The sequence below is a fragment of the Bacillus sp. FSL M8-0049 genome (assembly GCF_038593355.1).
In the GTDB taxonomy this organism is placed as follows: domain Bacteria; phylum Bacillota; class Bacilli; order Bacillales; family Bacillaceae; genus Bacillus; species Bacillus safensis.
In genome coordinates this window covers 2439191-2461048 of sequence record NZ_CP151986.1, presented here as the reverse complement: position 1 = coordinate 2461048, position 21858 = coordinate 2439191, and the positions used below count along the sequence as shown (strand labels likewise).

Genomic DNA, 21858 nt, shown 5'->3' with positions numbered 1-21858 from the left:
GAAACAGGTATATTATAATGATTCATACTAGTGACGGAGGTGTCAATCAACATGGCAGATGAAATCAAAAAGAATGTTCCGCTCCTTCCACTGCGAGGCTTGCTTGTTTATCCAACAATGGTCTTGCATTTGGACGTTGGACGCGAGAAGTCTGTTCAAGCTTTAGAACAGGCGATGATGAACGATCATATGATTTTTCTAGCAACACAGCGGGAAATTTCAATAGATGAACCAGGTGAAGAGGAAATTTTCAAAGTCGGCACCTACACAAAAATCAAACAAATGCTGAAGCTGCCGAATGGAACGATTCGTGTACTCGTTGAAGGCTTAAATCGAGCGCAGATCGAATCATACGTGGAGCTTGAGGACTATACGTCCGTCGATATTAAAGAATTGGCAGAAGAAGAATTAAAAGACGCAGAAGCAGAAGCACTCATGCGCACTTTGTTAGATCACTTTGATCAGTACATAAAAATTTCAAAAAAAATCTCAGCTGAAACATATGCAACGGTGACGGATATTGAAGAACCGGGGAGAATGGCAGATATCGTCGCTTCTCACCTGCCGCTCAAGTTAAAGGACAAGCAAGAAGTGCTGGAAACAGTGGATGTCAAAAAACGTCTGAATCGCGTCATCAGCTTAATCCACAATGAAAAAGAAGTGCTGGAAATTGAAAAGAAAATTGGACAGCGCGTCAAACGTTCAATGGAACGAACGCAAAAAGAATATTATTTGCGTGAACAAATGAAAGCCATTCAAAAGGAGCTTGGAGACAAGGAAGGAAAAACAGGCGAAGTCAGTTCATTAATGTCTAAAATTGAAGAGTCCAGCATGCCGGATTCTGTTCGTGAAACGGCGTTAAAAGAATTGAACCGTTACGAAAAAATTCCTTCAAGCTCTGCGGAGAGCTCTGTCATTCGAAATTATATTGATTGGCTGATCAATCTCCCATGGGGCATCTATACAGAAGATCGTCTAGATTTAAAGCTTGCAAGTGAAATTTTAGATGATGAGCATCATGGGCTGGAGAAAGTCAAAGAACGTGTGCTTGAATACCTTGCTGTACAGAAGCTGACCAATTCATTAAAAGGACCGATTCTTTGCTTAGCAGGACCTCCTGGGGTAGGGAAAACGTCACTTGCCAAATCGATTGCTAAATCACTTGACCGAAAGTTTATCCGTATCTCTCTTGGCGGTGTGCGTGATGAATCTGAGATTCGTGGACATAGAAGAACATATGTAGGGGCGATGCCAGGCCGTATCATTCGCGGGATGAGTAAGGCAGGCACTATGAATCCAGTATTTCTTTTAGATGAAATCGATAAGATGTCCTCTGATTTTAGAGGTGATCCGTCCTCTGCGATGCTTGAAGTGCTGGACCCTGAGCAAAATCACAACTTTAGCGATCACTATATTGAAGAGACATTTGATTTATCGCAGGTGTTATTTATTGCCACTGCCAACAATTTAGCAACCATTCCAGGTCCACTTCGTGATAGAATGGAGATTATCACGATTGCAGGGTATACAGAAGTTGAAAAAGCAGAGATTGTGAAAGACCATCTTCTGCCGAAGCAGCTAAAGGAGCACGGATTAAAGAAAGGGAACTTGCAGCTTCGTGAAGCCGCGATTTATGATACGATTCGCTATTACACAAGAGAAGCGGGTGTTCGTGGATTAGAGCGTCAGCTTGCGTCCATTTGCCGGAAAGCAGCAAAAGCGATTGTGGCTGAAGACCGCAAACGCATCACAGTGACGGAAAAGAACTTATCTGAATTTCTCGGAAAAAGACTTTACCGTTATGGTCAGGCTGAAACGACAGACCAAGTGGGGGTTGTCACAGGACTTGCGTATACGACTGTTGGCGGAGACACTTTATCAATTGAGGTATCACTCTCGCCTGGTAAAGGCAAGCTCTTGTTAACAGGTAAGCTAGGTGATGTCATGAGAGAATCTGCACAGGCGGCATTCAGTTATATTCGATCCAAAGCAGATGAACTGAACATTGATCCTAATTTTAATGAAAAGCACGATATTCATATCCATGTTCCAGAGGGTGCGGTTCCAAAGGACGGGCCATCAGCTGGTATCACCATTGCGACGGCTCTTGTATCAGCACTCACAGGACGTCCTGTGTCAAAAGAGGTTGGTATGACAGGAGAGATAACGTTAAGAGGAAGAGTGCTTCCGATTGGCGGACTAAAAGAAAAAGCATTAGGCGCACATCGTGCAGGATTGAAAACCATTATTCTTCCAAAGGACAATGAGAAGGATATTGATGATATTCCTGAAAGTGTGAGAGAAGGACTAACCTTTATTCCGGTCTCACATTTAGATGAGGTGCTTGAGAAAGCGTTGGTAGGAGAGGGAAGATGAAAGTAACAAAATCAGATATCGTCATTAGTGCGGTGAAACCAGAGCAGTACCCGAGCGGCGGGCTGCCTGAAATCGCGCTTGCTGGACGATCAAATGTTGGAAAGTCCTCGTTCATCAACTCATTGATTAATCGTAAAAATTTAGCGCGTACGTCTTCTAAACCAGGTAAGACACAGACGCTTAATTTCTACATTATTAATGATATGCTCCATTTTGTGGACGTTCCGGGCTACGGTTTTGCCAAAGTATCAAAAACAGAGCGCGAAGCCTGGGGTAGAATGATCGAAACGTATATTACAATGCGTGAAGAATTAAAAGCAGTTGTCCAAATTGTGGATCTGCGCCATAAGCCATCAGTAGACGATGTGAACATGTATGAATTCCTTAAATATTACGGAGTTCCCGTGATCGTCATCGCAACAAAAGCGGATAAAATTCCAAAAGGCAAATGGGAAAAACATGCGAAAGTCGTCAAACAGACGCTCGACATTGACCCATCAGATGAACTCATCTTATTCTCTTCTGAAACAAAAAAGGGAAAAGACGAAGCCTGGAATGCGATCCTTGCGAAGGTAAACGGCTAAAAAAGCATCTGCGATGAGCAGATGCTTTTTTATTGTATAAGTTATTTCCTTTTTAAAAATAATAAGAGGAGACTGACAGCAATCAGTACATAAGGCCAGTACAATTCAAAGCCAGAAGTAGGAATCGAAAGGGAACTTAGCTGTTTTGTAATTTGCTGAAAGAAATAAAGGAACAGACCGAGTGCGATCAGCACAACACTTTCAATACGATATTCTTTTTTCTGAGATGATTTCACAAAGAGTGCAAGTCCTACGATGAATACAATCATTGTAAATGTGTCTGGCCAGTGGTCCAATTTAGGCTGTAGAATAAAGTGTAGCGAAAGGCCTGTCATAAGCATACCGATAAACACATGAGCGCTTTCTTGCTCCTTCTTTCCTTGATATAAAAAAGCGAGACCAAAAAGCAGTACAAGTGTATACCATTTCTCTTGATCCTTCCAAATGTCAAATTGACCTCCTGAGAGAATGGCATATAGCGCTACAGCCAGTAAAGTAAGCGGCAGCAAAATGGATTTCTTCTTCAAAGATGTCACCTTCTTTTAAGCAGATCATTTGTCCGCACGCGCCAAATCTGGTAAATTGCTTGAAGTGATGATATGGCATAAACAGTGTCGAACATTTTTCTACTATATCACAACATTTTTGAAATCTGTTCACAATTTTTATCCAGTTAAAAATGAATATATGTTATAATCATTATAAATAATAAATTCTATATTGTAATTATTATAAATTAGACAGGGCGTTGGGGGTGCAAGCTGAAGTTATGCATATTCTTGTTGTGGGTTTAGATTATAAAACAGCCCCTGTTGAGATACGGGAACAGCTGAGCTTTGAACCGAGTGAGCTCGGAACAGCGATGTCCAAGCTTAAAGAAGAAAAAAGCATTCTAGAGAATATCGTCATCTCAACATGTAATCGAACAGAGATCTACGCAGTAGTAGATCAGCTTCATACTGGACGGTTTTATATAAAAAGATTTTTAGCCGATTGGTTCGGTTTAGAAAAGGAAGATGTCTCTCCTTATTTGAAGTTCTATGAAAACGATGGAGCGGTTGAGCATTTATTCCGTGTGGCCTGTGGACTTGATTCCATGGTCATTGGTGAAACGCAAATACTCGGTCAAGTACGTTCCAGCTTTAAAGTAGCTCAAGAGGAGAAGACCATTGGTACCGTTTTCAATTATTTATTTAAACAGGCGGTAACCGTTGCAAAGCGCTCTCATGCGGAAACAGATATTGCGTCTAATGCCGTATCTGTCAGCTATGCAGCTGTTGAGCTTGCCAAAAAAATCTTTGGACGTCTTTCTGATAAGCATGTCCTGATTCTTGGTGCGGGCAAAATGGGCGAACTGGCGGCTCAAAACCTTCAAGGTCAAGGAATCGGCCAAGTAACGGTCATCAACCGAACGTTTGAGAAGGCAAAGGAATTGGCGGGTCGTTTTTCAGGAGAGCCTAAGAGCTTAAACCAATTAGAAAAAACATTATCCGAAGCAGACATTTTAATCAGCTCAACGGGAGCGAAACAATTTGTCATTACAAAAGAAATGGTCGAAAGTGCGAATAAAAAACGGAAGGGCAGACCTCTATTTATGGTGGATATTGCTGTACCCCGTGATTTAGATCCAGCTATTTCTGAAGTAGAAGGTGCTTTTTTGTATGACATTGATGACCTTGAAGGCATCGTGGCTGCCAACTTAAAAGAGCGCCGTGCAGTGGCTGAGCAGGTCGAGCTCCTGATTGAAGCAGAAATTGTGGAATTTAAGCAATGGCTGAATACGTTAGGTGTTGTTCCGGTCATTTCTGCACTTAGAGAAAAGGCACTCACAATTCAAGCCGATACGATGCAGAGTATTGAGCGGAAGCTTCCAAACCTCACAAACCGTGAAATGAAGCTGTTAAATAAACATACGAAAAGCATCATCAACCAAATGTTGAAAGATCCTATCTTAAAGGCAAAAGAAATTGCCGCGGAGCCGAATGCAGAGGAAAAGCTTTTACTCTTTAAAGAAATCTTTGATTTACAGGTTGAAGATGAAGAGCAAAAGGTCGAGCCAATGCAGGTGGAGCAAGGATCATTTCAGCTGTTCAAACCAAATATGGCACAAGGCTTTGCTACAGTTGCCAGTGAGTGATTAAGCGATGATGGAATCCATTGTAGCGAGACTCAATGAAGCGACGATCTTAATCTATGCACTAAGTGTCTTGTTCTATTTCATAGATTTTCTTCAACACAACCGGAAGGCTGGAAAAATGGCTTTCTGGTTGCTTTCTATTGTCTGGCTGCTGCAAACAGTCTACATGTTCTATATTATGATGGAAACAGACCGATTCCCTGTGTTGAATGTAGCAGAGGGGTTATATTTTTATACGTGGGTGCTTGTGACACTTTCTCTTGTCCTAACAAAGGTATTGCGCGTTGAATTTATTGTCTTTTTTACAAATGTGATCGGTTTTTCCATGATGGCGATTCACACCTTTACACCATCTGACCTCCATTCAGCAGAACTAACGGGGAAGCTCACGAGTGAACTGCTCGTGATTCATATTACGATGGCGATTTTATCCTACGGTGCCTTTTCACTTTCATTTGCGTTTTCACTGCTTTATCTCTTTCAATATCGTTTACTGAAAAAGAAAAAATGGGGAAAATGGCTTCTGAGAATTGAAGACTTATCAAAGCTCGATCATATGGCGTACGTATTAAACATTATTGGTGTGCCAATGCTCTTGCTTAGTTTAATTCTTGGCATCATTTGGGCATATATTTCGTATGATACGTTGTACTGGACAGATGCAAAGGTGCTTGGTTCGTTTATTATGCTGTTTTTATACGGCTTTTACTTATATATCAGATTGGTGAGAAATATGCAGGGCAAAATCGTGGCACTATGGAATGTCGCTTCATTTCTTGTGCTGATGATCAATTATTTTCTGCTTGGTAGCTTATCAACCTTTCATTGGTTTCAATAATGATGAGTCTTAAAGGCATTGTCGGGAGGAAGACGTATTGCGTACAATTAAAGTAGGTTCTAGACGAAGTAAGCTGGCAATTACACAAACAAAATGGGTCATTCAAAAGCTGTCTGAACTAAACCCTTCTTATTCTTTTGAAATAAAAGAAATTGTGACAAAGGGTGATCAAATTTTAGATGTGACCTTATCTAAGGTTGGCGGAAAAGGACTGTTTGTTAAAGAGATCGAGCAGGCGATGCTGAATCATGACATCGATATGGCGGTGCACAGCATGAAAGATATGCCGGCTGCTCTTCCGGAAGGTTTAGTGATTGGCTGTATTCCTGAGCGTGAAGATGTGCGGGATGCACTTATTTCGAAGGATCATCTGAGTCTCAGCGAACTGCCTAAGGGCGCAATTGTGGGAACGAGCAGCTTACGGCGCAGCGCCCAGCTTCTTCAGGAGAGACCAGATCTTGAGATTAAATGGATTCGAGGAAACATTGATACAAGATTGGAAAAGCTGAAAAATGAAGAGTATGATGCCATTATTCTAGCGGCCGCCGGTCTGTCTAGAATGGGATGGAGCAAAGAGGTCGTGTCGGAATTCTTATCTCCTGAGACGTGCCTTCCTGCCGTTGGACAAGGCGCGCTGTCGATTGAGTGCCGCGGGGATGATGAAGAGCTGCTTAAGCTTCTCGCCCAATTTACGAATGAATATACGAAGAAAACGGTCCTCGCAGAAAGAGCCTTCCTCAAACAAATGGATGGAAGCTGTCAGGTGCCGATCGCCGGCTATGCAACGATGAATGAGCATAATGAAATTGAACTAACAGGTCTTGTTGCATCTGCTGATGGGCACACGATTATTCGAGAAACCGTCACAGGCACTGACCCTGAAGCCATAGGAACAGCGTGTGCGAAGCAGATGGCCGATAAGGGAGCAAAGGATTTGATCGACAAGGTGAAAAAGGATCTGTCTCAATGAGCATAGGCAAATCGCTTCACGGACAGACGGTGCTTGTCACTCGAAATGAACGTCAAGCGGGCGTGTTTCAGCAAAAGATCGAAGCGCTGAACGGCCATGCGGTTTTAACCTCTCTTATTCGGTTTGAGCCTACGCTCACAAAAGAAAAAGCGCAGGCCTTTTTAAAGGACTTACAAAATAGCCACTGGCTTGTTTTCACGAGTGTGAATGGTGCGTCTTTTTTTCTGAATTACATAAAAGACCATCATTTACATAAGAGCTTAACCCATTTGAAAGTCGCTGCTGTAGGAGAGAAAACCTCTGCCTATCTTGAGCAGCACGGCTTGAAGGTGGATGTGGTGCCAGAACGATTTATAGCGGAAGAGCTGGCAGATGCATTACTTGATCATGTACGCCCAGGAGAGCGTGTGTTTGTAGCAAAAGGGCATCTGTCACGAGATGTGGTGAAAGAGACCCTCGTTCCGCTCGGCATAGAAGTAAAAGAATGGATTTTATATGAAACAGTCAAGGATGAGGAAGGAATTGCTGCACTTAAATCGGCAATGACAAAGCAATCATTTGATTTTATTACATTTACGAGCTCATCCACTGTTCATTCTTTTATGCATGTGATGGAACCAGACGCAGCGATGCTGGCTGCATCTGACACCTGTTTTGTGACGATCGGTCCTCTGACAAAAGAGGCACTGCTTCAATACGGGATTTCTTCTGAAACCCCAGATACTTATACGATAGACGGAATGCTAGATTTAATGTGCCGTTTATCTGAAAGGAAGTTGAACCATTGATGAAATTTAACAGACACCGCAGATTGCGGACAAGCGCAGGAATGAGAGAATTAGTCAGAGAAACCTTTTTAAGACCATCTGATTTCATTTACCCGATCTTTTTTGTAGAGGGAGAAAATGTACGAAAAGAAGTCTCTTCAATGCCGGGTGTATATCACATTTCTGTAGACCTTGTGAAAGAAGAAGTTCAAGAGCTTGTTGATCTTGGCATCAAATCGATCATTGTATTTGGTGTGCCGGATCATAAAGATCGTGTAGGCAGTGAGGCGTATCACGACCATGGCATTGTTCAAAGGGCAACGCTTGAGATCAAAAAGCATTTCCCAGAGCTCGTGGTCATTGCAGACACTTGCTTATGCCAATATACAGATCACGGGCATTGCGGAATCGTTGAAGATGGAGAAATTTTAAATGATGAATCTCTTCAGCTATTAGCGAAAACTGCTGTCAGCCAAGCGCGTGCAGGTGCAGATATCATCGCGCCTTCAAATATGATGGACGGATTTGTTGTTGCCATTCGTGAGGCACTTGATGAAGCAGGCTTTATTCATGTACCTGTCATGTCATATGCGGTGAAATATGCAAGTGCTTTTTACGGTCCGTTCCGTGATGCAGCACATAGTACACCGCAGTTTGGAGATCGTAAAACATATCAAATGGACCCTGCAAACCGTTTAGAGGCTCTAAGAGAAGCGCAATCTGATGTAGAAGAGGGAGCTGACTTCTTGATTGTCAAACCATCTCTTTCTTACTTAGACATTATGCGTGATGTGAAAAATGAATTTACACTCCCTGTTGTTGCTTACAATGTGAGCGGAGAGTATGCGATGGTGAAAGCCGCTGCTCAAAATGGCTGGATTTCTGAAAAAGAGCTTGTTCTTGAAATGCTGACAAGCATGAAACGTGCAGGAGCAGAACTCATCATTACGTATCATGCAAAAGATGCAGCAAAATGGCTCTCAGAATAAAGAACGGATAGACAGGAGGACGTTGAAATGGGACGTAGCTATGAAAAATCAAAGCAAGCATTTGAAGAAGCACAGCAATTAATGCCTGGTGGTGTCAACAGCCCTGTGCGTGCATTTAAATCAGTCAACACAGACCCGATTTTTATGGAACGAGGCAAAGGCGCCAAGATCTATGATATTGATGGAAATGAATACATCGATTATGTCTTATCATGGGGACCGCTTATTTTAGGACATACGAATGACCGTGTTGTTGAAAGCATTCAGCGAGTAGCGGAAAATGGGACAAGCTTCGGTGCTTCTACGTTAGTTGAAAATGAATTAGCTAAACTTGTATCAGAACGGGTTCCTTCCATCGAAGTTATTCGTATGGTCAGCTCTGGTACAGAGGCGACGATGAGTGCACTTCGTCTAGCTCGCGGTTTTACAGGCAGAAATAAAATTGTGAAATTTGAAGGCTGCTATCATGGCCACGGTGATTCTTTGCTCATCAAAGCGGGTTCTGGAGTGGCGACGCTTGGACTGCCGGATAGTCCTGGTGTTCCTGAAGGGACTGCAAGCAACACAATCACAGTACCGTACAATGATTTAGAAAGCATTCAAGTTGCTTTTCAAGAATTTGGAGACGATATCGCGGGTGTCATTGTAGAACCGGTTGCAGGAAATATGGGGGTTGTCCCTCCGCAAGAAGGTTTCTTGCAAGGACTGAGAGACATCACGGAGCAATATGGATCATTACTTATTTTTGATGAGGTTATGACAGGCTTCCGCGTGGATTATCACTGCGCGCAAGGCTATTTTGGCATCACACCTGATCTGACGTGCCTTGGTAAAGTCATTGGCGGCGGTCTTCCGGTCGGTGCTTATGGCGGAAGAGCGGATATTATGAGACAAATTGCGCCAAGTGGTCCAATTTATCAAGCAGGAACGTTATCTGGTAACCCTCTTGCGATGACAGCAGGCTTAGAAACTTTAAAACAGTTGACACCTGAGTCCTATGAAGAGTTTAAACGAAAAGGTGACCGTTTAGAAGAAGGTATTTCGAAAGCAGCAAAAGCATACGGAATTCCATTAACGTTTAACCGTGCGGGTTCCATGATCGGATTCTTCTTTACAAATGAAGAAGTGATCAATTATGACAAGGCGAAAACAGCTGATCTTGCTTTATTCGCTGAATTTTACAAGGAAATGGCCGATCACGGCATCTTCCTCCCGCCTTCTCAATTTGAAGGACTATTCCTGTCAACAGCTCATACAGATGAAGACATCGAATATACGATTGAGACAGTGGAAAAGGTTTTTCAAAAACTACGTCGATAAAACAAAAGGCCGATATGGAGACATATCGGATTTTTTGCATTGGAGAAAACCAATCATATTTTCACTCCCTCCCTCATACAACTGTATTGACATCTAATTTTATTTTTTAAGGATTAGATGAAAGGAGGACACCGACTTGTCTCAAAACAATCGATTACAGTTTTCGGTAGAAGAATCCATTTATTTCAAAAGCGGACAGGAAGTCAGTGAGCTGCTGTCAATTTCTCTCGACCCTGACATTCTCGTTCAAGAAGTGAATGATTATGTTTCCATTAGAGGTTCACTCGAGCTAACAGGAGAATACAACATAAATCAAGAGGAGCTATTGGGTGAATTGAGTTCCTTTCCAACATACAGGGAAGCAGATGAGGTAAAGGTCAGAGAAGACGGAACGGCGGAGCTTCTGCATCAATTTCCAGTCGATATCACCATTCCGAAGAACAAAATTAGTCATTTAAATGATGTGTTTGTGTTTATTGATGCGTTTGATTACCAGCTGACAGAGAATCGTTTGCTCACCATTCAGGCTGATTTAGCCATTGAGGGCTTGTTAGACGAGGAAACGCCTGAAGCGCCTGTAGAGGAGCCATATGAATTTGTCCATCGTCCTGAAGAGGATTATGGCGATATGGCCTACGATTATCAGTTGCAGCCGGAACAAGAAGAACAAGAAGAGCTGCAAAGCGAAGAACGTGAGCATGATGAGATTCAGCCTGTATTCCAACATGACACGCGCGCGGAGCAAGAGGAACAGGCAGTACAGGAAGAACAAGAAGAACAAGAAGAGGAAGAAGAAATTAAGATAGAGCTGGTGAGGGAAGTAGCGGAAACGCCCGAAGAAACGGAAGAATTAGAAGAACAAGAAGAGCCGGAACAGCCTAATAACCAAGAAGAAGCGGTGGCGTCTGGCTATCGATCTATTCCTGAAGCTCAGGTGCAGGAACCGCCATTTTTTGAACCGCCAAAGCTTTTAGAAGAAGAGGACCGAGAAGATCCGTTCTTTGAAGTGGAAGTGAGAAAGGATCCGGAAGCTGCTGAAGAGCAGGAAGAAACGGTACAGTCGTATCCGGCTTTTGAAACACCTGCTGATCAAGTGGAACCTGAGCATGAGGCGCACGATGATGAATATCAGCTCGGGCGCTTATATGAACGGGAAGCACCTAAAATATATGAGTCAGCTCAAGAAGAAGAGGAGCTTGAAGAAGACGTGAGAGAAACGTCTGGCAGTGAGAACTCTCTTTATTTAACAAAGCTGTTCGCTAAGCAGGAGGAGGAAGATTTTTCCCGCATGAAAATATGTATAGTGCAGCAAGAAGATACGGTCGATCGTATTTGTGAGAGATATCAGTTGAATGTGCAGCAGCTTCTTCGCACAAACTCATTATCGATGGATGCGGAGCTTGAGGAAGGGCAGATTCTTTATATTCCTGAATATCAAAAAAGCAATGCATAGCAAGCGATGACTGACCGAGAAAATGTGGTGAGTGAACGTGGATGAAATCCAATCTGTCTTATACGAATACGGGCTTGAGGCTGAATATATTGAACCTGTCAGTCCTGCTGTCATCAAGGTCTATACAAAGCAGGGTGTATTTGCTCTGAAACGAGTAAAAGCCAGCCGGCATATGCAATTTACAGAACAAATGCTTGAACTGGAATCAAAGGGCTATCGCTCCTTTGTGCCGATTTATCGGACGAAGAGCGGTTCCTTTTTCTCAAGTCATCGGGAAAGCCGGTATGCATACTATTTGATGCCGTGGCTGACGAATGAAAAGAGAGAAGAGCAGGACGATAAGCATGAATATTTATTTCAAGAGATTGCGAGACTTCATAAGCGGACTGAAGTCATGATGGATATCACAGCGCAAGAGATAGAAGCGCATTACACACAAATCAAGACCAAATGGGAAACAGAGAAAGACATGTATGAACGATTCATAGAGCGGGCAGAACAAACGTGGTATATGTCGCCATTTGAGCTGGCCGCTGCTATGTATTTTTCAGAGGCGATGTCTGCCAGTGAATTTGCGCTTGAACGTTTAGAAGATTGGCATGAAGAAATGACAGACAAAGAGACAACGCGTGTTGTGCTAAATCATGGACAGCTATCGATCCATCACTTTTTGTATAATGATGTAGGGACAGGACATTTCACCAATTTTGAGCGGTCTAAAAAAGCCGCCCCCATTTATGATCTTCTGACCTTTTACTTTCGGACATTCAAAACCTATCCCACGTCTTGTCCTGAATGCACTTCCTTGTTTTATACGTATCAAAAAGGAAACCCTCTTAGGGAGGAAGAACTGCATTTATTCCTAAGCTACCTCGCTTATCCGCAAGGTCTGTTTGATACAGTAAAAGCCTATGAAGCAGGCGGGCAGGATGAAATGGAAAGCTGCCAGCAGCTGTTAAGAGCGTATTGGCAGATGAAAAATTCAGAGCCGACTGTCATGAAGATTCACGAGATTGAGCAGGCTAGACGGCTTGAAGAAGAACAAAGTGCCTCGTCATCGGCGGAATGACGAGGTTATGCTGCGTTGGCTTTATATGGGCAGGTACATAATGATAAGTTTTTAAAACCAATCAAGGTGAAAGGCACAGGCGAGAAAAATAAGAATACCTAGAATGAGGACGTCAAATGTCGTAGGGAAAATGATCGTACGAAATCCTTGAAATATAGCAATCGGGAGAACGACTTGGGAAGCAACTGCCCGAATTTGTCTCAGCCAGGGGGGAAGTGTGTAAGGATTGAACTTCTTCAAATCAAACGCCCTCCTTCTTCATTTTGTTATTATCATATGGGCAAAAGGGCGAAGGGTGCCTGCCCAATTTGTATAAAGAAGAAGAAAAGCGGAAAAGATGATTGACGAAAACAAAAGGCATTTAGTAATATTAATAAAAGATGAGTATGTGCTGATGAACGTGATATATCGTAAGCGTGGATCAGGAAGAGTACGAGCAAGACCCTAAAGAGAGGGAAACCAAGAGCTGAAAGGTTTCCTAGGATGTACTTGTTTGGAAGGTCGCCTGTGAGCTTAATTTCTTGAATGAACAAGTAGAGAAATTCGGGAGAACCCCGTTATCCTTTAGAGTGTATGGGACACGTATATGTGTCTCGTGAAAAAAGGTGGTACCGCGAAAAAGCTTTTTCGTCCTTTTATAAGGATGGAAAGGCTTTTTTTATGTTTCATCAGCCGAAAAAATGTGGAGGTTACACAAATGGGAACAAATAATCAAGAAATGCCAACAAAGTACGATCCAAATGCGATTGAAAAAGACCGCTATACGTACTGGCTTGAAGGGAAATTCTTCGAAGCACAAAATGACAAAACGAAAGATCCATATACAGTCGTCATTCCTCCACCAAACGTGACAGGAAAACTGCACCTTGGGCACGCATGGGATTCTACACTCCAAGACATCGTGACACGTATGAAACGGATGCAGGGCTATGACGTTCTTTGGCTTCCAGGTATGGACCATGCCGGTATTGCGACTCAAGCAAAAGTCGAGGCAAAGCTTCGTGAAGAAGGCGTAAGCCGGTATGACCTTGGCCGGGAGAAATTTGTAGAAGAAACGTGGAAGTGGAAAGAAGAATATGCAGATTTTATTCGCAGCCAGTGGGCGAAAATGGGACTTGGCCTCGATTACTCCCGTGAACGTTTTACTTTAGATGAAGGTCTGAATAAAGCCGTTCGCCAAGTGTTTGTTCAATTGTATGAAAAAGGGCTTATTTATCGCGGAGAGTACATCATTAACTGGGATCCAGCAACGAAAACGGCACTTTCTGATATTGAAGTGATTTATAAGGATGTTCAAGGTGCGTTTTATCACTTGAGATATCCGCTTTCAGATGGAACAGGTTCAATTGAAATTGCGACAACAAGACCTGAAACTATGCTGGGGGATACAGCCGTAGCCGTACACCCTGATGACGAACGCTATCAGCATTTGATTGGAAAAACAGTGGTTTTACCAATTACAGGCCGTGAAATCCCAATCGTCGGTGATGACTATGTCGATATGGAGTTTGGCTCAGGTGCTGTGAAAATTACACCTGCTCATGATCCGAATGACTTTGAGCTTGGAAACCGCCACGGGCTAGAGCGTATTCTTGTCATGAATGAAGATGGCACAATGAATGCGAATGCCCTGCAATATAAAGGGATGGACCGCTTCGAATGCCGCAAACAGCTTGTGAAGGATTTACAAGAGGAAGGCATCTTGTTCAAAATTGAAGACCACATGCATTCAGTTGGTCATAGTGAGCGAAGTGGAGCTGTCGTTGAACCGTATTTATCGACACAATGGTTTGTGAAAATGCAGCCGCTGGCAGACGAAGCTATTCATCTGCAAAAAGGGGACGACCAAGTTCAATTTGTTCCAGACCGATTTGAAAAGACATATTTACATTGGATGGAAAATATCCGTGACTGGTGTATTTCTCGTCAGCTATGGTGGGGACACCGCATTCCGGCTTGGTATCATAAAGAAACGAAAGAAGTATACGTTGGACTTGAAGCACCAGAAGATATTGAGAACTGGGAACAGGATAACGATGTGCTTGATACATGGTTTAGTTCAGCACTTTGGCCGTTTTCTACAATGGGCTGGCCAGATGCAGACAGTGAAGACTTCAAGCGCTACTACCCAACCAATCTGCTTGTAACAGGCTATGACATCATTTTCTTCTGGGTATCCCGCATGATCTTCCAAGGTCTTGAATTCACAGGAGAAAAACCGTTTAAAGATGTCCTCATTCATGGGCTCATCCGCGACGAACAAGGACGTAAAATGAGTAAGTCGCTTGGCAACGGAATTGATCCAATGGAGGTCATCGACAAATACGGTGCGGATTCATTAAGATATTTCTTAGCGACTGGAAGCTCACCAGGTCAGGATCTTCGTTTTAGCTTTGAAAAGGTTGAATCCACTTGGAACTTTGCGAACAAAATTTGGAACGCATCCCGTTTTGCTTTAATGAATATGGATGGTTTAACGTATGATGAGCTTGATTTATCAGGGGAAAAATCAGTTGCTGATCAATGGATTTTAACACGCTTAAATGAAACGATTGAAAGTGTCACACAGCTTGCTGACAAGTATGAATTCGGTGAAGTGGGCAGACATTTATACAACTTCATTTGGGATGATTTCTGTGATTGGTACATTGAAATGGCGAAACTTCCGCTTTATGGTGAAGACGAAGCGGCGAAGAAAACGACTCGTTCGATCCTTGCGTATGTATTAGATCAAACGATGAGGCTTCTACATCCGTTTATGCCGTTCTTAACAGAAGAAATCTGGCAGCATCTGCCGCATGAAGGTGAGTCCATTACTGTAGCGGCATGGCCTGAAGTGAAGCCAGAGCTTTCCAACGAACAAGCTTCTGCTGATATGAAGCTGCTTGTTGAACTCATTCGTTCTGTTCGTAACATTCGCAGTGAAGTGAACACGCCAATGAGCAAACAAGTTGAGCTTTACATTAAAGCATCTACGTCTGATGTTCAGGAACGTTTAGAGAAAAATCGTTCATATATTGAGCGCTTCACGAACCCAAGTGTTCTTGAAATTGGCACAGACGTTCCAGCTAGTGATAAAGCGATGACGGCTGTTATTTCTGGAGCAGAACTCATTCTGCCGCTTGAAGGCTTAATCAACTTGGATGAAGAAATTGCACGTCTGCAAAAAGAGCTTGATAAGCTGACAAAAGAAGTGGAACGAGTACAGAAAAAGCTTGGCAACGAAGGCTTTATGAAAAAAGCACCTGAAAGTGTCGTAGAAGAAGAGCGTGCGAAAGAACGTGATTATGTCGCAAAACGCGAAGCTGTTCAAAAGCGTATTGAAGAGCTGAAAGCATAAGGTTGAAAAGACGGCTCCTAATGAAATGGAGTCGTCTTTTTTGAAAATTTCGTATGAAATGAGAGATGACATTGTTTACAACCTATCATGAAGCGATTGAGTGGATTCACAGCAGACTGGCCTTTGGTGTAAAACCGGGTCTTGAACGAATGAAATGGCTGATGAACAGACTAGGAAATCCGGAACAAAGCATAAAAGCAATACATGTTGCAGGTACAAATGGTAAAGGATCAACCATTGCGTTTACGCGTTCTGTTTTACAGGCAGCCGGCTATTCGGTCGGAACTTTCACCTCCCCATTTATACTAACGTTCAATGAAAGAATCAGCGTGAACGGAGCGCCTATAGAGGATGAAGAATGGCTGAGTTTGGTGAATGAAATCAAGCCTCTTGTTGATGAATTAGATCAAACAGAGCTTGGCGCAGCAACAGAATTTGAAATCATTACAGCATGTGCATTTGCTTATTTTGATCATGTGCACCAAGTAGACTTTGTCCTCTTGGAAACAGGGCTTGGCGGAAGGCTTGATTCTACAAATATTGCTGTGCCTATCTTAACAACGATTACATCGATTGGTCATGATCATATGGCCATTTTAGGTGACACACTTGAACAAATTGCAGCTGAAAAAGCGGGCATTATCAAAGAGGGTATTCCGATGATCACGGCAGTTCACCAGCCTGAAGCTCTTTCTGTCATTCAAAACACAGCCAAAGAAAAGAATGCCGAATGTATTTCATTACATGATACTTGTAGTTTTGATGAGCAGCAGCCGACAGAAACAGGTGAACGATTCACGTTACGCACATCAAAAAGGCAGTATCCTCAGCTTGAAACAGGATTAATTGGAACGCATCAAAGGCAAAATGCTTCCCTTGCTGTTTTACTCATTGAATGGCTGGAGCAAGAAGGCTATATTAGTGTGACAGAAGAGCAAATATATGAAGGCATTCGGCAGGCAGTTTGGGCTGGAAGGTTTGAAAAAGTCAAAGATCATCCTCCAGTGTATTTAGACGGTGCTCATAATGAAGAAGGGATCGACCGTTTAATTGAAACTGTGCAAGCTCATTTTTCTACTAAACAGGTGCATATATGTTTTAGTGCTTTAAAAGATAAGCCGTACAAGCAAATGATTCAAAAGCTTGAAGCCGTTAGTTCTTCTATCCATTTTGTTTCATTTGATTTTCCAAGAGCCGAATCAGCTGAAAAGCTTTATGTATGCAGTCAGTTAGACGCAAAGTCTTATGATGATGACCCTCGTACAGTGCTTGAGTTCATTCAGAAAAAAAGTGATGATCCTTCAGCGGTGATTCTTGTGACAGGCTCTCTTTATTTTATTTCAGATATACGAAATCGTATGATCGGGTAACAAAAAAACGCAAGTGGCTTCAATGCCTCTTGCGTTTTTTTCTTTTGATACGCAGAAGGGAAGTAAAATCATATTTTCGCTATGTGCTCAATGAATACGGTCGTGGTAAAATCCGGTCTATCTTATTCTCGGAAGGGGTCACGATATATGATAGGCATTTTTGTGTTTCTTGCAGGCATCACCATGGGGTCGTTCTTTCATCTAGTTGGTGAAAGGCTGCCACTGAAGCGGTCTATTCTTTTTCCTCGTTCTCACTGCACAGCTTGTAAACAGCCGCTTTCCTTGCGCGAGATGATTCCGCTAGTTTCGTATGCATTATTGAGGGGGACTTGTAAATATTGCGGCACTCGGCTGTCTTTGCTATATCCACTGATTGAGCTGCTGTCAGGCAGTCTTTTTTTGCTCATGTATAGAATCGCTGGTATTTCGTTTGAAGGTCTTTTTCTTGTGATTCTTTGTAGTTTATTTGTGATTGCTGTCGTGAGCGATCTCCTTTATATGAGGGTGCCAAACGAGCTGTTTCTCTTCTTTTTCCCTCTTTTCGTCATATACCGCACGCTTGAACCTCTTCTTATTTGGTGGGAAGGAGCGGCTTCGCTTCTTTTTTGCTTTCTCTTGTTTTATAGTTTAGATCGTCTCAAGCCAAATAGCATGGGCGGAGCTGATGTCAAGCTGTTCGGAGTAATTGCATTTTGCTTAGGATTCAAGCCATTCCTTCTCATTCTTTTCCTCTCGTGTATCGCTGGAATCGTCTATGCGAAGGTTTTTTCCTTTCGATTAGATGAGCCATTTCCCTTTGTTCCTGCGATCTCTTTTTCTTTTTGGCTGTATCTCTATGGAGCTCATGTCATGCTCCCATTCACCGGGTCGACCGGTTGAAAAAATTGGCGAACACTTTTTTTCCCTGCCGACAAAAGTCTTGTTCTTTTTTTTATCCGCTATGTTAAAGTGTGAAACAGAAAGAAGGACGGGTTACATTCGCGCTGATTCATTGGACAAAAAGGTCTTTCTTACAAACAATGTCAGAAAGCGGGGAATGACAGTGAAAAAAAGGCAGGCAAAAAAACAAGGGTTAAAAGTCAATATTAATGGCAAAGAAGAAATGCTTCATGAAGATGACCATCAGCCGCCAAAACAACAAGAGGATGATCAAGTGACGTTTTCGAATTGGGAGGAAAAAAGGCATTCAGAACTGGAGACAGCTGCTTCCGAGGAAGAACCGGCTAAACCGAAAGAAGAAGATTTCCAGTGGGATGATGCAGCTGATCATATTTATCATTCTGATCCAAAGGTCGTCACACCTTATCAAAAGAAAAAAGGCTCCTTTGATCAGAAGTTCGGTAAAAACCGCGGCCCGTTTAAGAGAGTGATGACAACGATTGTGTTTGCAGTGGTTCTTGGGACAGGCCTAGGTGTGTTTGCACTTAGCCTAAGTCAAGATGGTACTCAGAATCCATCAGGGGGAGATATCAGCGTTTCAGCATCCGGAAATCAATCATCGATGAAAGCGGGCGGGGATGCGCCGCCAGCAGATACTGCTGATGAATCAAAAGAGAATAAAGATGAAAAAAGCGCCTCTGGCAGCTTTTCAACATATGTTGTACAGGCTGGAAAGTTTTCCTCTGAAAAAGGAGCAGATGAATTAGTTGGCAGTTTAAAAGAAGCAGGATACGCGGGGAAAAAGGTCTCAATGGATGATGGCTATTATGTTATTGCCGGGCTTGCGACAGAACAGGGCATGACAAGCGCTGTTGGGAAGAAGCTGATTGATCAGCACTTTGAGGCGTGGGGAGGCAAGGAGCTCTCATTTCAAGTACCGGAGGAGCTGACTAGTTTAATAGAAAAGGCATCTGTTTTATCCTCTAAGGTCATTGCAGGGGATGATGTGGATCAAAAGGACGTTGCGCAGCTGATCTCTGAGCTTGAAAGTGCCAAAACAACGGACGCACCAGCTAAAAGCAGTTTGCTGAAAGCGGTGCAGCTGTTAAATGAACCTACTGCTGAAAACGGGTGGAAATCTCAGCAGGCACTGCTTGATCAATTAAATACGTAAAATCATATTTTATAAAACCAAACTAGTCAAAAAATGACTAGTTTTTTTCTTTTGCATCCAACATAATGATGAAGAAACATGAAAAATGAATTTTCGTAAATTGTCGGTAAGATGTACATTTGATAGGATGAATGGGTATCTTACTTCTTAGGCTAAACCCTGAAAGGATGAACAAACATGAACCAATTGATTCTCGCATCTCAATCCCCTAGAAGAAAAGAATTGCTTGATCTAGCAGGGTTTTCTTATGACATTCAAGCAAGTCAATTAAAAGAAGAAATAAATCGAAACTTTTCTCCTGCAGAGAACGTCCAATGGTTGGCAGAACAAAAAGCAAGTGATATTCAAAGATTATATCCCGAAGCTGTGATTATTGGTGCAGATACGATTGTTGCAATTGACGGCAAATGTCTTGGGAAACCAAAAGACAAGGAAGAAGCGGCCTCAATGCTTCAATTATTGTCAGGAAAGACACATCAAGTCTTGACGGGTGTCACGATTCAGTCAGAGAATAGAAAAGAAACATTTTATGAACAAACAGAAGTGACGTTTTGGACACTTGCGCAAAATGAAATAGACCGCTATATCGAAACGGGAGAACCGCTTGATAAAGCGGGAAGCTATGGCATTCAAGGAAAAGGCGCACTGTTTGTTCAAAAAATAGATGGGGATTATTTTTCCGTTGTCGGTCTCCCTATTGCCAAAACAGTTAGAGTGCTCGAAACATTTGGAATCACCCCTTTTTGATGACAGGAAGGAATCTAAAAGGAGTGGGCATCATGAACGATTTCCCTATGTTGCTAAAGCATTTTCCTCAAGATGAAAAGCCGAGAGAACGATTTATGAAATATGGTCCCGGCAGTCTGTCAAACCATGAACTTGTTGCGATTCTTTTAAGGACAGGCACAAAAAAGGAATCAGTTCTCCAAATTTCTGCAAAACTTCTGCAAACATTTGGCGGTCTTCGCTCTGTAAGAGAAGCCTCAATTGAAGAAATGTCGAAGATTCGAGGAGTTGGAAAGGCGAAGGCGGTCTCTCTATTAGCTGCTTTAGAACTCGGCACTAGATTACACCATCAAACGACGGACAACCGCTATGTGATCCGCACACCAGAGGATGGGGCAAAATATGTGATGGAAGATATGAGGTTTTTACAACAGGAGAATTTCGTTTGTCTTTATCTCAATTCAAAAAATCAAGTTCTTCATAAACATACTGTGTTTATTGGAAGTTTGAACTCATCCATCGTTCACCCGCGTGAAATTTTCAAAGAGGCGTTTAAACGTTCGGCTGCTTCATTTATATGTGTGCACAACCATCCATCTGGAGACCCGACGCCGAGCAGGGAAGATATTGAAGTCACACAGCGACTTTTTGAATGTGGAAAGCTGATTGGAATACAGCTGCTTGATCATCTTGTCATAGGTGATCAAAAATTTGTGAGTTTGAAGGAAAAAGGGTATTTGTAACACTTTTTTTTTCAATGTTTTACGATATAATAGAGTTTATGAGTTTTTCCCTAAGGGAATTTTGGTTTAAGAAAGGAAGATACATACATATGTTTGGAATTGGTACAAAAGACCTTGGAATAGATCTTGGAACAGCGAATACGCTTGTTTTTATTAAAGGAAAAGGCATTGTTGTGAGAGAACCTTCGGTCGTAGCCTTGGAAACTGATACGAAGTCTATAGTGGCAGTCGGAAATGATGCTAGAAACATGATTGGCCGTACACCTGGTAATGTTGTGGCATTACGCCCAATGAAAGACGGAGTCATTGCAGATTACGAGACGACAGCAACAATGATGAAATATTACATTAATCAAGCATTAAAAGGCAAAGGGCTTTTTGCTCGTAAACCTTACGTCATGGTATGTGTACCATCTGGTATTACAGCTGTAGAAGAGCGTGCAGTCATTGATGCAACAAGACAAGCTGGTGCACGTGACGCATACCCGATTGAAGAGCCATTTGCTGCGGCAATCGGTGCTAACCTGCCTGTATGGGAGCCAACAGGAAGTATGGTTGTGGACATTGGCGGCGGTACAACAGAGGTAGCGATTATTTCTCTTGGCGGCATTGTGACATCACAATCAATCCGCGTGGCAGGAGATGAGATGGATGATGCGATCAGCAGCTACATCCGTAAAACGTATAACCTAATGATCGGTGATCGTACGTCAGAAGCGATTAAAATGGAAATCGGTTCTGCGCAGCCTGATGTACATGATGAGATGGACATTCGCGGCCGTGACCTTTTAACAGGTCTGCCAAAAACAATCTCTATTACGGCAGAAGAGATTGCAAAAGCGCTTCGCGATACGGTGGAAACAATTGTCGATGCAGTGAAAATGACTCTTGAAAAAACCCCGCCTGAGCTGGCAGCAGATATTATGGACCGCGGAATTGTTTTAACAGGAGGCGGTGCATTGCTTCGTAATCTTGACAAAGTCATTAGTGATGAAACGAAAATGCCAGTCATTATTGCAGAAGACCCGCTTGACTGTGTGGCAATCGGAACAGGGAAAGCACTAGAACATATTCATTTGTTCAAAGGAAAATCAAAAGATAATCGATAATCGGTCGTAATTAA

At 42.6% G+C, this 21858-nt stretch carries 19 protein-coding genes and 1 other annotated feature; of the genes, 17 read left to right on the top strand and 2 right to left on the bottom strand.

Annotated elements, in window-relative coordinates:
* Window positions 1-51: 51 nt before the first annotated feature.
* On the top strand, window positions 52-2376 hold the full coding sequence (gene lon, locus NSU13_RS12705) for an endopeptidase La (RefSeq protein WP_070326433.1): 2325 nt from the start codon (window positions 52-54) through the stop codon (window positions 2374-2376).
* Window positions 2373-2960 (top strand): ribosome biogenesis GTP-binding protein YihA/YsxC, encoded by a 588-nt coding sequence (yihA, locus tag NSU13_RS12700; protein ID WP_024423177.1) that lies wholly within the window; start codon window positions 2373-2375, stop codon window positions 2958-2960. Before lon ends, yihA begins: the two co-directional genes overlap by 4 nt.
* 41 nt (window positions 2961-3001) lie before the next feature.
* Here the strand turns inward: yihA and NSU13_RS12695 are convergent, their stop codons facing one another.
* Window positions 3002-3487, bottom strand: coding sequence for a hypothetical protein (locus NSU13_RS12695; protein ID WP_034279808.1), 486 nt, complete (start codon window positions 3485-3487; stop codon window positions 3002-3004).
* A 242-nt stretch (window positions 3488-3729) separates the two neighbouring features.
* Here NSU13_RS12695 and hemA point away from each other — a divergent pair, with 242 nt between their 5' ends.
* The 8 genes from hemA to ysxE all read left to right on the top strand — a co-directional run bounded on the left by hemA (window position 3730) and on the right by ysxE (window position 12503).
* Window positions 3730-5097, top strand: coding sequence for a glutamyl-tRNA reductase (gene hemA, locus NSU13_RS12690; RefSeq protein ID WP_024427831.1), 1368 nt, complete (start codon window positions 3730-3732; stop codon window positions 5095-5097).
* Between the two features lie 7 nt (window positions 5098-5104).
* Window positions 5105-5935, top strand: a complete 831-nt coding sequence (locus NSU13_RS12685) for a cytochrome c biogenesis protein (RefSeq protein ID WP_024423174.1) — start codon at window positions 5105-5107, stop codon at window positions 5933-5935.
* 37 nt (window positions 5936-5972) lie between these two features.
* The gene (gene hemC / locus NSU13_RS12680; protein WP_024423173.1) at window positions 5973-6905 is read left to right on the top strand and encodes a hydroxymethylbilane synthase; all 933 of its coding nucleotides are present in this window, start codon (window positions 5973-5975) and stop codon (window positions 6903-6905) included.
* Window positions 6902-7693, top strand: coding sequence for a uroporphyrinogen-III synthase (locus NSU13_RS12675; protein ID WP_120208317.1), 792 nt, complete (start codon window positions 6902-6904; stop codon window positions 7691-7693). The genes hemC and NSU13_RS12675 overlap by 4 nt, the downstream gene beginning before the upstream one ends.
* Window positions 7693-8661, top strand: coding sequence for a porphobilinogen synthase (hemB, locus tag NSU13_RS12670; protein ID WP_342490037.1), 969 nt, complete (start codon window positions 7693-7695; stop codon window positions 8659-8661). Before NSU13_RS12675 ends, hemB begins: the two co-directional genes overlap by 1 nt.
* A gap of 27 nt (window positions 8662-8688) precedes the next feature.
* A complete protein-coding gene (gene hemL / locus NSU13_RS12665) occupies window positions 8689-9981 on the top strand; it encodes a glutamate-1-semialdehyde 2,1-aminomutase (RefSeq protein ID WP_024427834.1) in 1293 nt (430 codons plus the stop codon).
* 136 nt (window positions 9982-10117) lie between these two features.
* Window positions 10118-11434: a LysM peptidoglycan-binding domain-containing protein gene (locus NSU13_RS12660; RefSeq protein ID WP_098677009.1), complete on the top strand. Its 1317-nt coding sequence runs from the start codon at window positions 10118-10120 to the stop codon at window positions 11432-11434.
* Window positions 11435-11471: 37 nt separating this feature from the next.
* On the top strand, window positions 11472-12503 hold the full coding sequence (gene ysxE / locus NSU13_RS12655) for a spore coat protein YsxE (RefSeq protein ID WP_034279820.1): 1032 nt from the start codon (window positions 11472-11474) through the stop codon (window positions 12501-12503).
* A 51-nt stretch (window positions 12504-12554) separates the two neighbouring features.
* Here ysxE and NSU13_RS12650 read toward each other — a convergent pair whose 3' ends face one another.
* Window positions 12555-12743, bottom strand: a complete 189-nt coding sequence (locus tag NSU13_RS12650) for a hypothetical protein (protein WP_264007688.1) — start codon at window positions 12741-12743, stop codon at window positions 12555-12557.
* 168 nt (window positions 12744-12911) lie between these two features.
* Window positions 12912-13141 (top strand) — a binding site (T-box leader).
* 59 nt (window positions 13142-13200) lie between these two features.
* On the opposite strand from NSU13_RS12650, the gene NSU13_RS12645 reads away from it, so the two are divergent.
* From NSU13_RS12645 to NSU13_RS12615, 7 genes are all read left to right on the top strand, one after another.
* The gene (locus tag NSU13_RS12645) at window positions 13201-15843 is read left to right on the top strand and encodes a valine--tRNA ligase (protein ID WP_025092445.1); all 2643 of its coding nucleotides are present in this window, start codon (window positions 13201-13203) and stop codon (window positions 15841-15843) included.
* A 65-nt stretch (window positions 15844-15908) separates the two neighbouring features.
* Window positions 15909-17213: a folylpolyglutamate synthase/dihydrofolate synthase family protein gene (locus NSU13_RS12640; protein ID WP_251231971.1), complete on the top strand. Its 1305-nt coding sequence runs from the start codon at window positions 15909-15911 to the stop codon at window positions 17211-17213.
* A 147-nt stretch (window positions 17214-17360) separates the two neighbouring features.
* Complete coding sequence (locus NSU13_RS12635) at window positions 17361-18092, top strand: A24 family peptidase (protein ID WP_098677007.1); 732 nt, start codon at window positions 17361-17363, stop codon at window positions 18090-18092.
* Window positions 18093-18249: 157 nt separating this feature from the next.
* Window positions 18250-19266, top strand: a complete 1017-nt coding sequence (locus NSU13_RS12630) for an SPOR domain-containing protein (RefSeq protein ID WP_255290963.1) — start codon at window positions 18250-18252, stop codon at window positions 19264-19266.
* 177 nt (window positions 19267-19443) lie between these two features.
* Window positions 19444-20013, top strand: a complete 570-nt coding sequence (locus tag NSU13_RS12625) for a Maf family protein (protein WP_046311944.1) — start codon at window positions 19444-19446, stop codon at window positions 20011-20013.
* 47 nt (window positions 20014-20060) lie between these two features.
* Entirely contained in the window at window positions 20061-20735 is a 675-nt protein-coding gene (gene radC / locus NSU13_RS12620) for a DNA repair protein RadC (protein ID WP_342490036.1), read from the top strand.
* 89 nt (window positions 20736-20824) lie between these two features.
* Window positions 20825-21844 carry a rod shape-determining protein gene (locus NSU13_RS12615; RefSeq protein ID WP_007501538.1) on the top strand — a complete coding sequence of 340 codons (1020 nt, stop codon included), beginning with the start codon at window positions 20825-20827 and terminating at the stop codon, window positions 21842-21844.
* Window positions 21845-21858 lie beyond the last annotated feature (14 nt).

What these genes read in the sequence shown, in the direction of transcription:
- hemL (WP_024427834.1), top strand. Translation starts at nt 8,689, where the DNA reads ATGGGACGTAGCTATGAAAAATCAAAGCAAGCATTTGAAGAAGCACAG.
- lon (WP_070326433.1), top strand. Translation starts at nt 52, where the DNA reads ATGGCAGATGAAATCAAAAAGAATGTTCCGCTCCTTCCACTGCGAGGC.
- NSU13_RS12685 (WP_024423174.1), top strand. Translation starts at nt 5,105, where the DNA reads ATGATGGAATCCATTGTAGCGAGACTCAATGAAGCGACGATCTTAATC.
- NSU13_RS12625 (WP_046311944.1), top strand. Translation starts at nt 19,444, where the DNA reads ATGAACCAATTGATTCTCGCATCTCAATCCCCTAGAAGAAAAGAATTG.
- NSU13_RS12615 (WP_007501538.1), top strand. Translation starts at nt 20,825, where the DNA reads ATGTTTGGAATTGGTACAAAAGACCTTGGAATAGATCTTGGAACAGCG.
- hemA (WP_024427831.1), top strand. Translation starts at nt 3,730, where the DNA reads ATGCATATTCTTGTTGTGGGTTTAGATTATAAAACAGCCCCTGTTGAG.
- NSU13_RS12630 (WP_255290963.1), top strand. Translation starts at nt 18,250, where the DNA reads ATGACAGTGAAAAAAAGGCAGGCAAAAAAACAAGGGTTAAAAGTCAAT.
- yihA (WP_024423177.1), top strand. Translation starts at nt 2,373, where the DNA reads ATGAAAGTAACAAAATCAGATATCGTCATTAGTGCGGTGAAACCAGAG.
- NSU13_RS12645 (WP_025092445.1), top strand. Translation starts at nt 13,201, where the DNA reads ATGGGAACAAATAATCAAGAAATGCCAACAAAGTACGATCCAAATGCG.
- NSU13_RS12675 (WP_120208317.1), top strand. Translation starts at nt 6,902, where the DNA reads ATGAGCATAGGCAAATCGCTTCACGGACAGACGGTGCTTGTCACTCGA.
- NSU13_RS12635 (WP_098677007.1), top strand. Translation starts at nt 17,361, where the DNA reads ATGATAGGCATTTTTGTGTTTCTTGCAGGCATCACCATGGGGTCGTTC.
- hemB (WP_342490037.1), top strand. Translation starts at nt 7,693, where the DNA reads ATGAAATTTAACAGACACCGCAGATTGCGGACAAGCGCAGGAATGAGA.
- radC (WP_342490036.1), top strand. Translation starts at nt 20,061, where the DNA reads ATGTTGCTAAAGCATTTTCCTCAAGATGAAAAGCCGAGAGAACGATTT.
- NSU13_RS12640 (WP_251231971.1), top strand. Translation starts at nt 15,909, where the DNA reads ATGACATTGTTTACAACCTATCATGAAGCGATTGAGTGGATTCACAGC.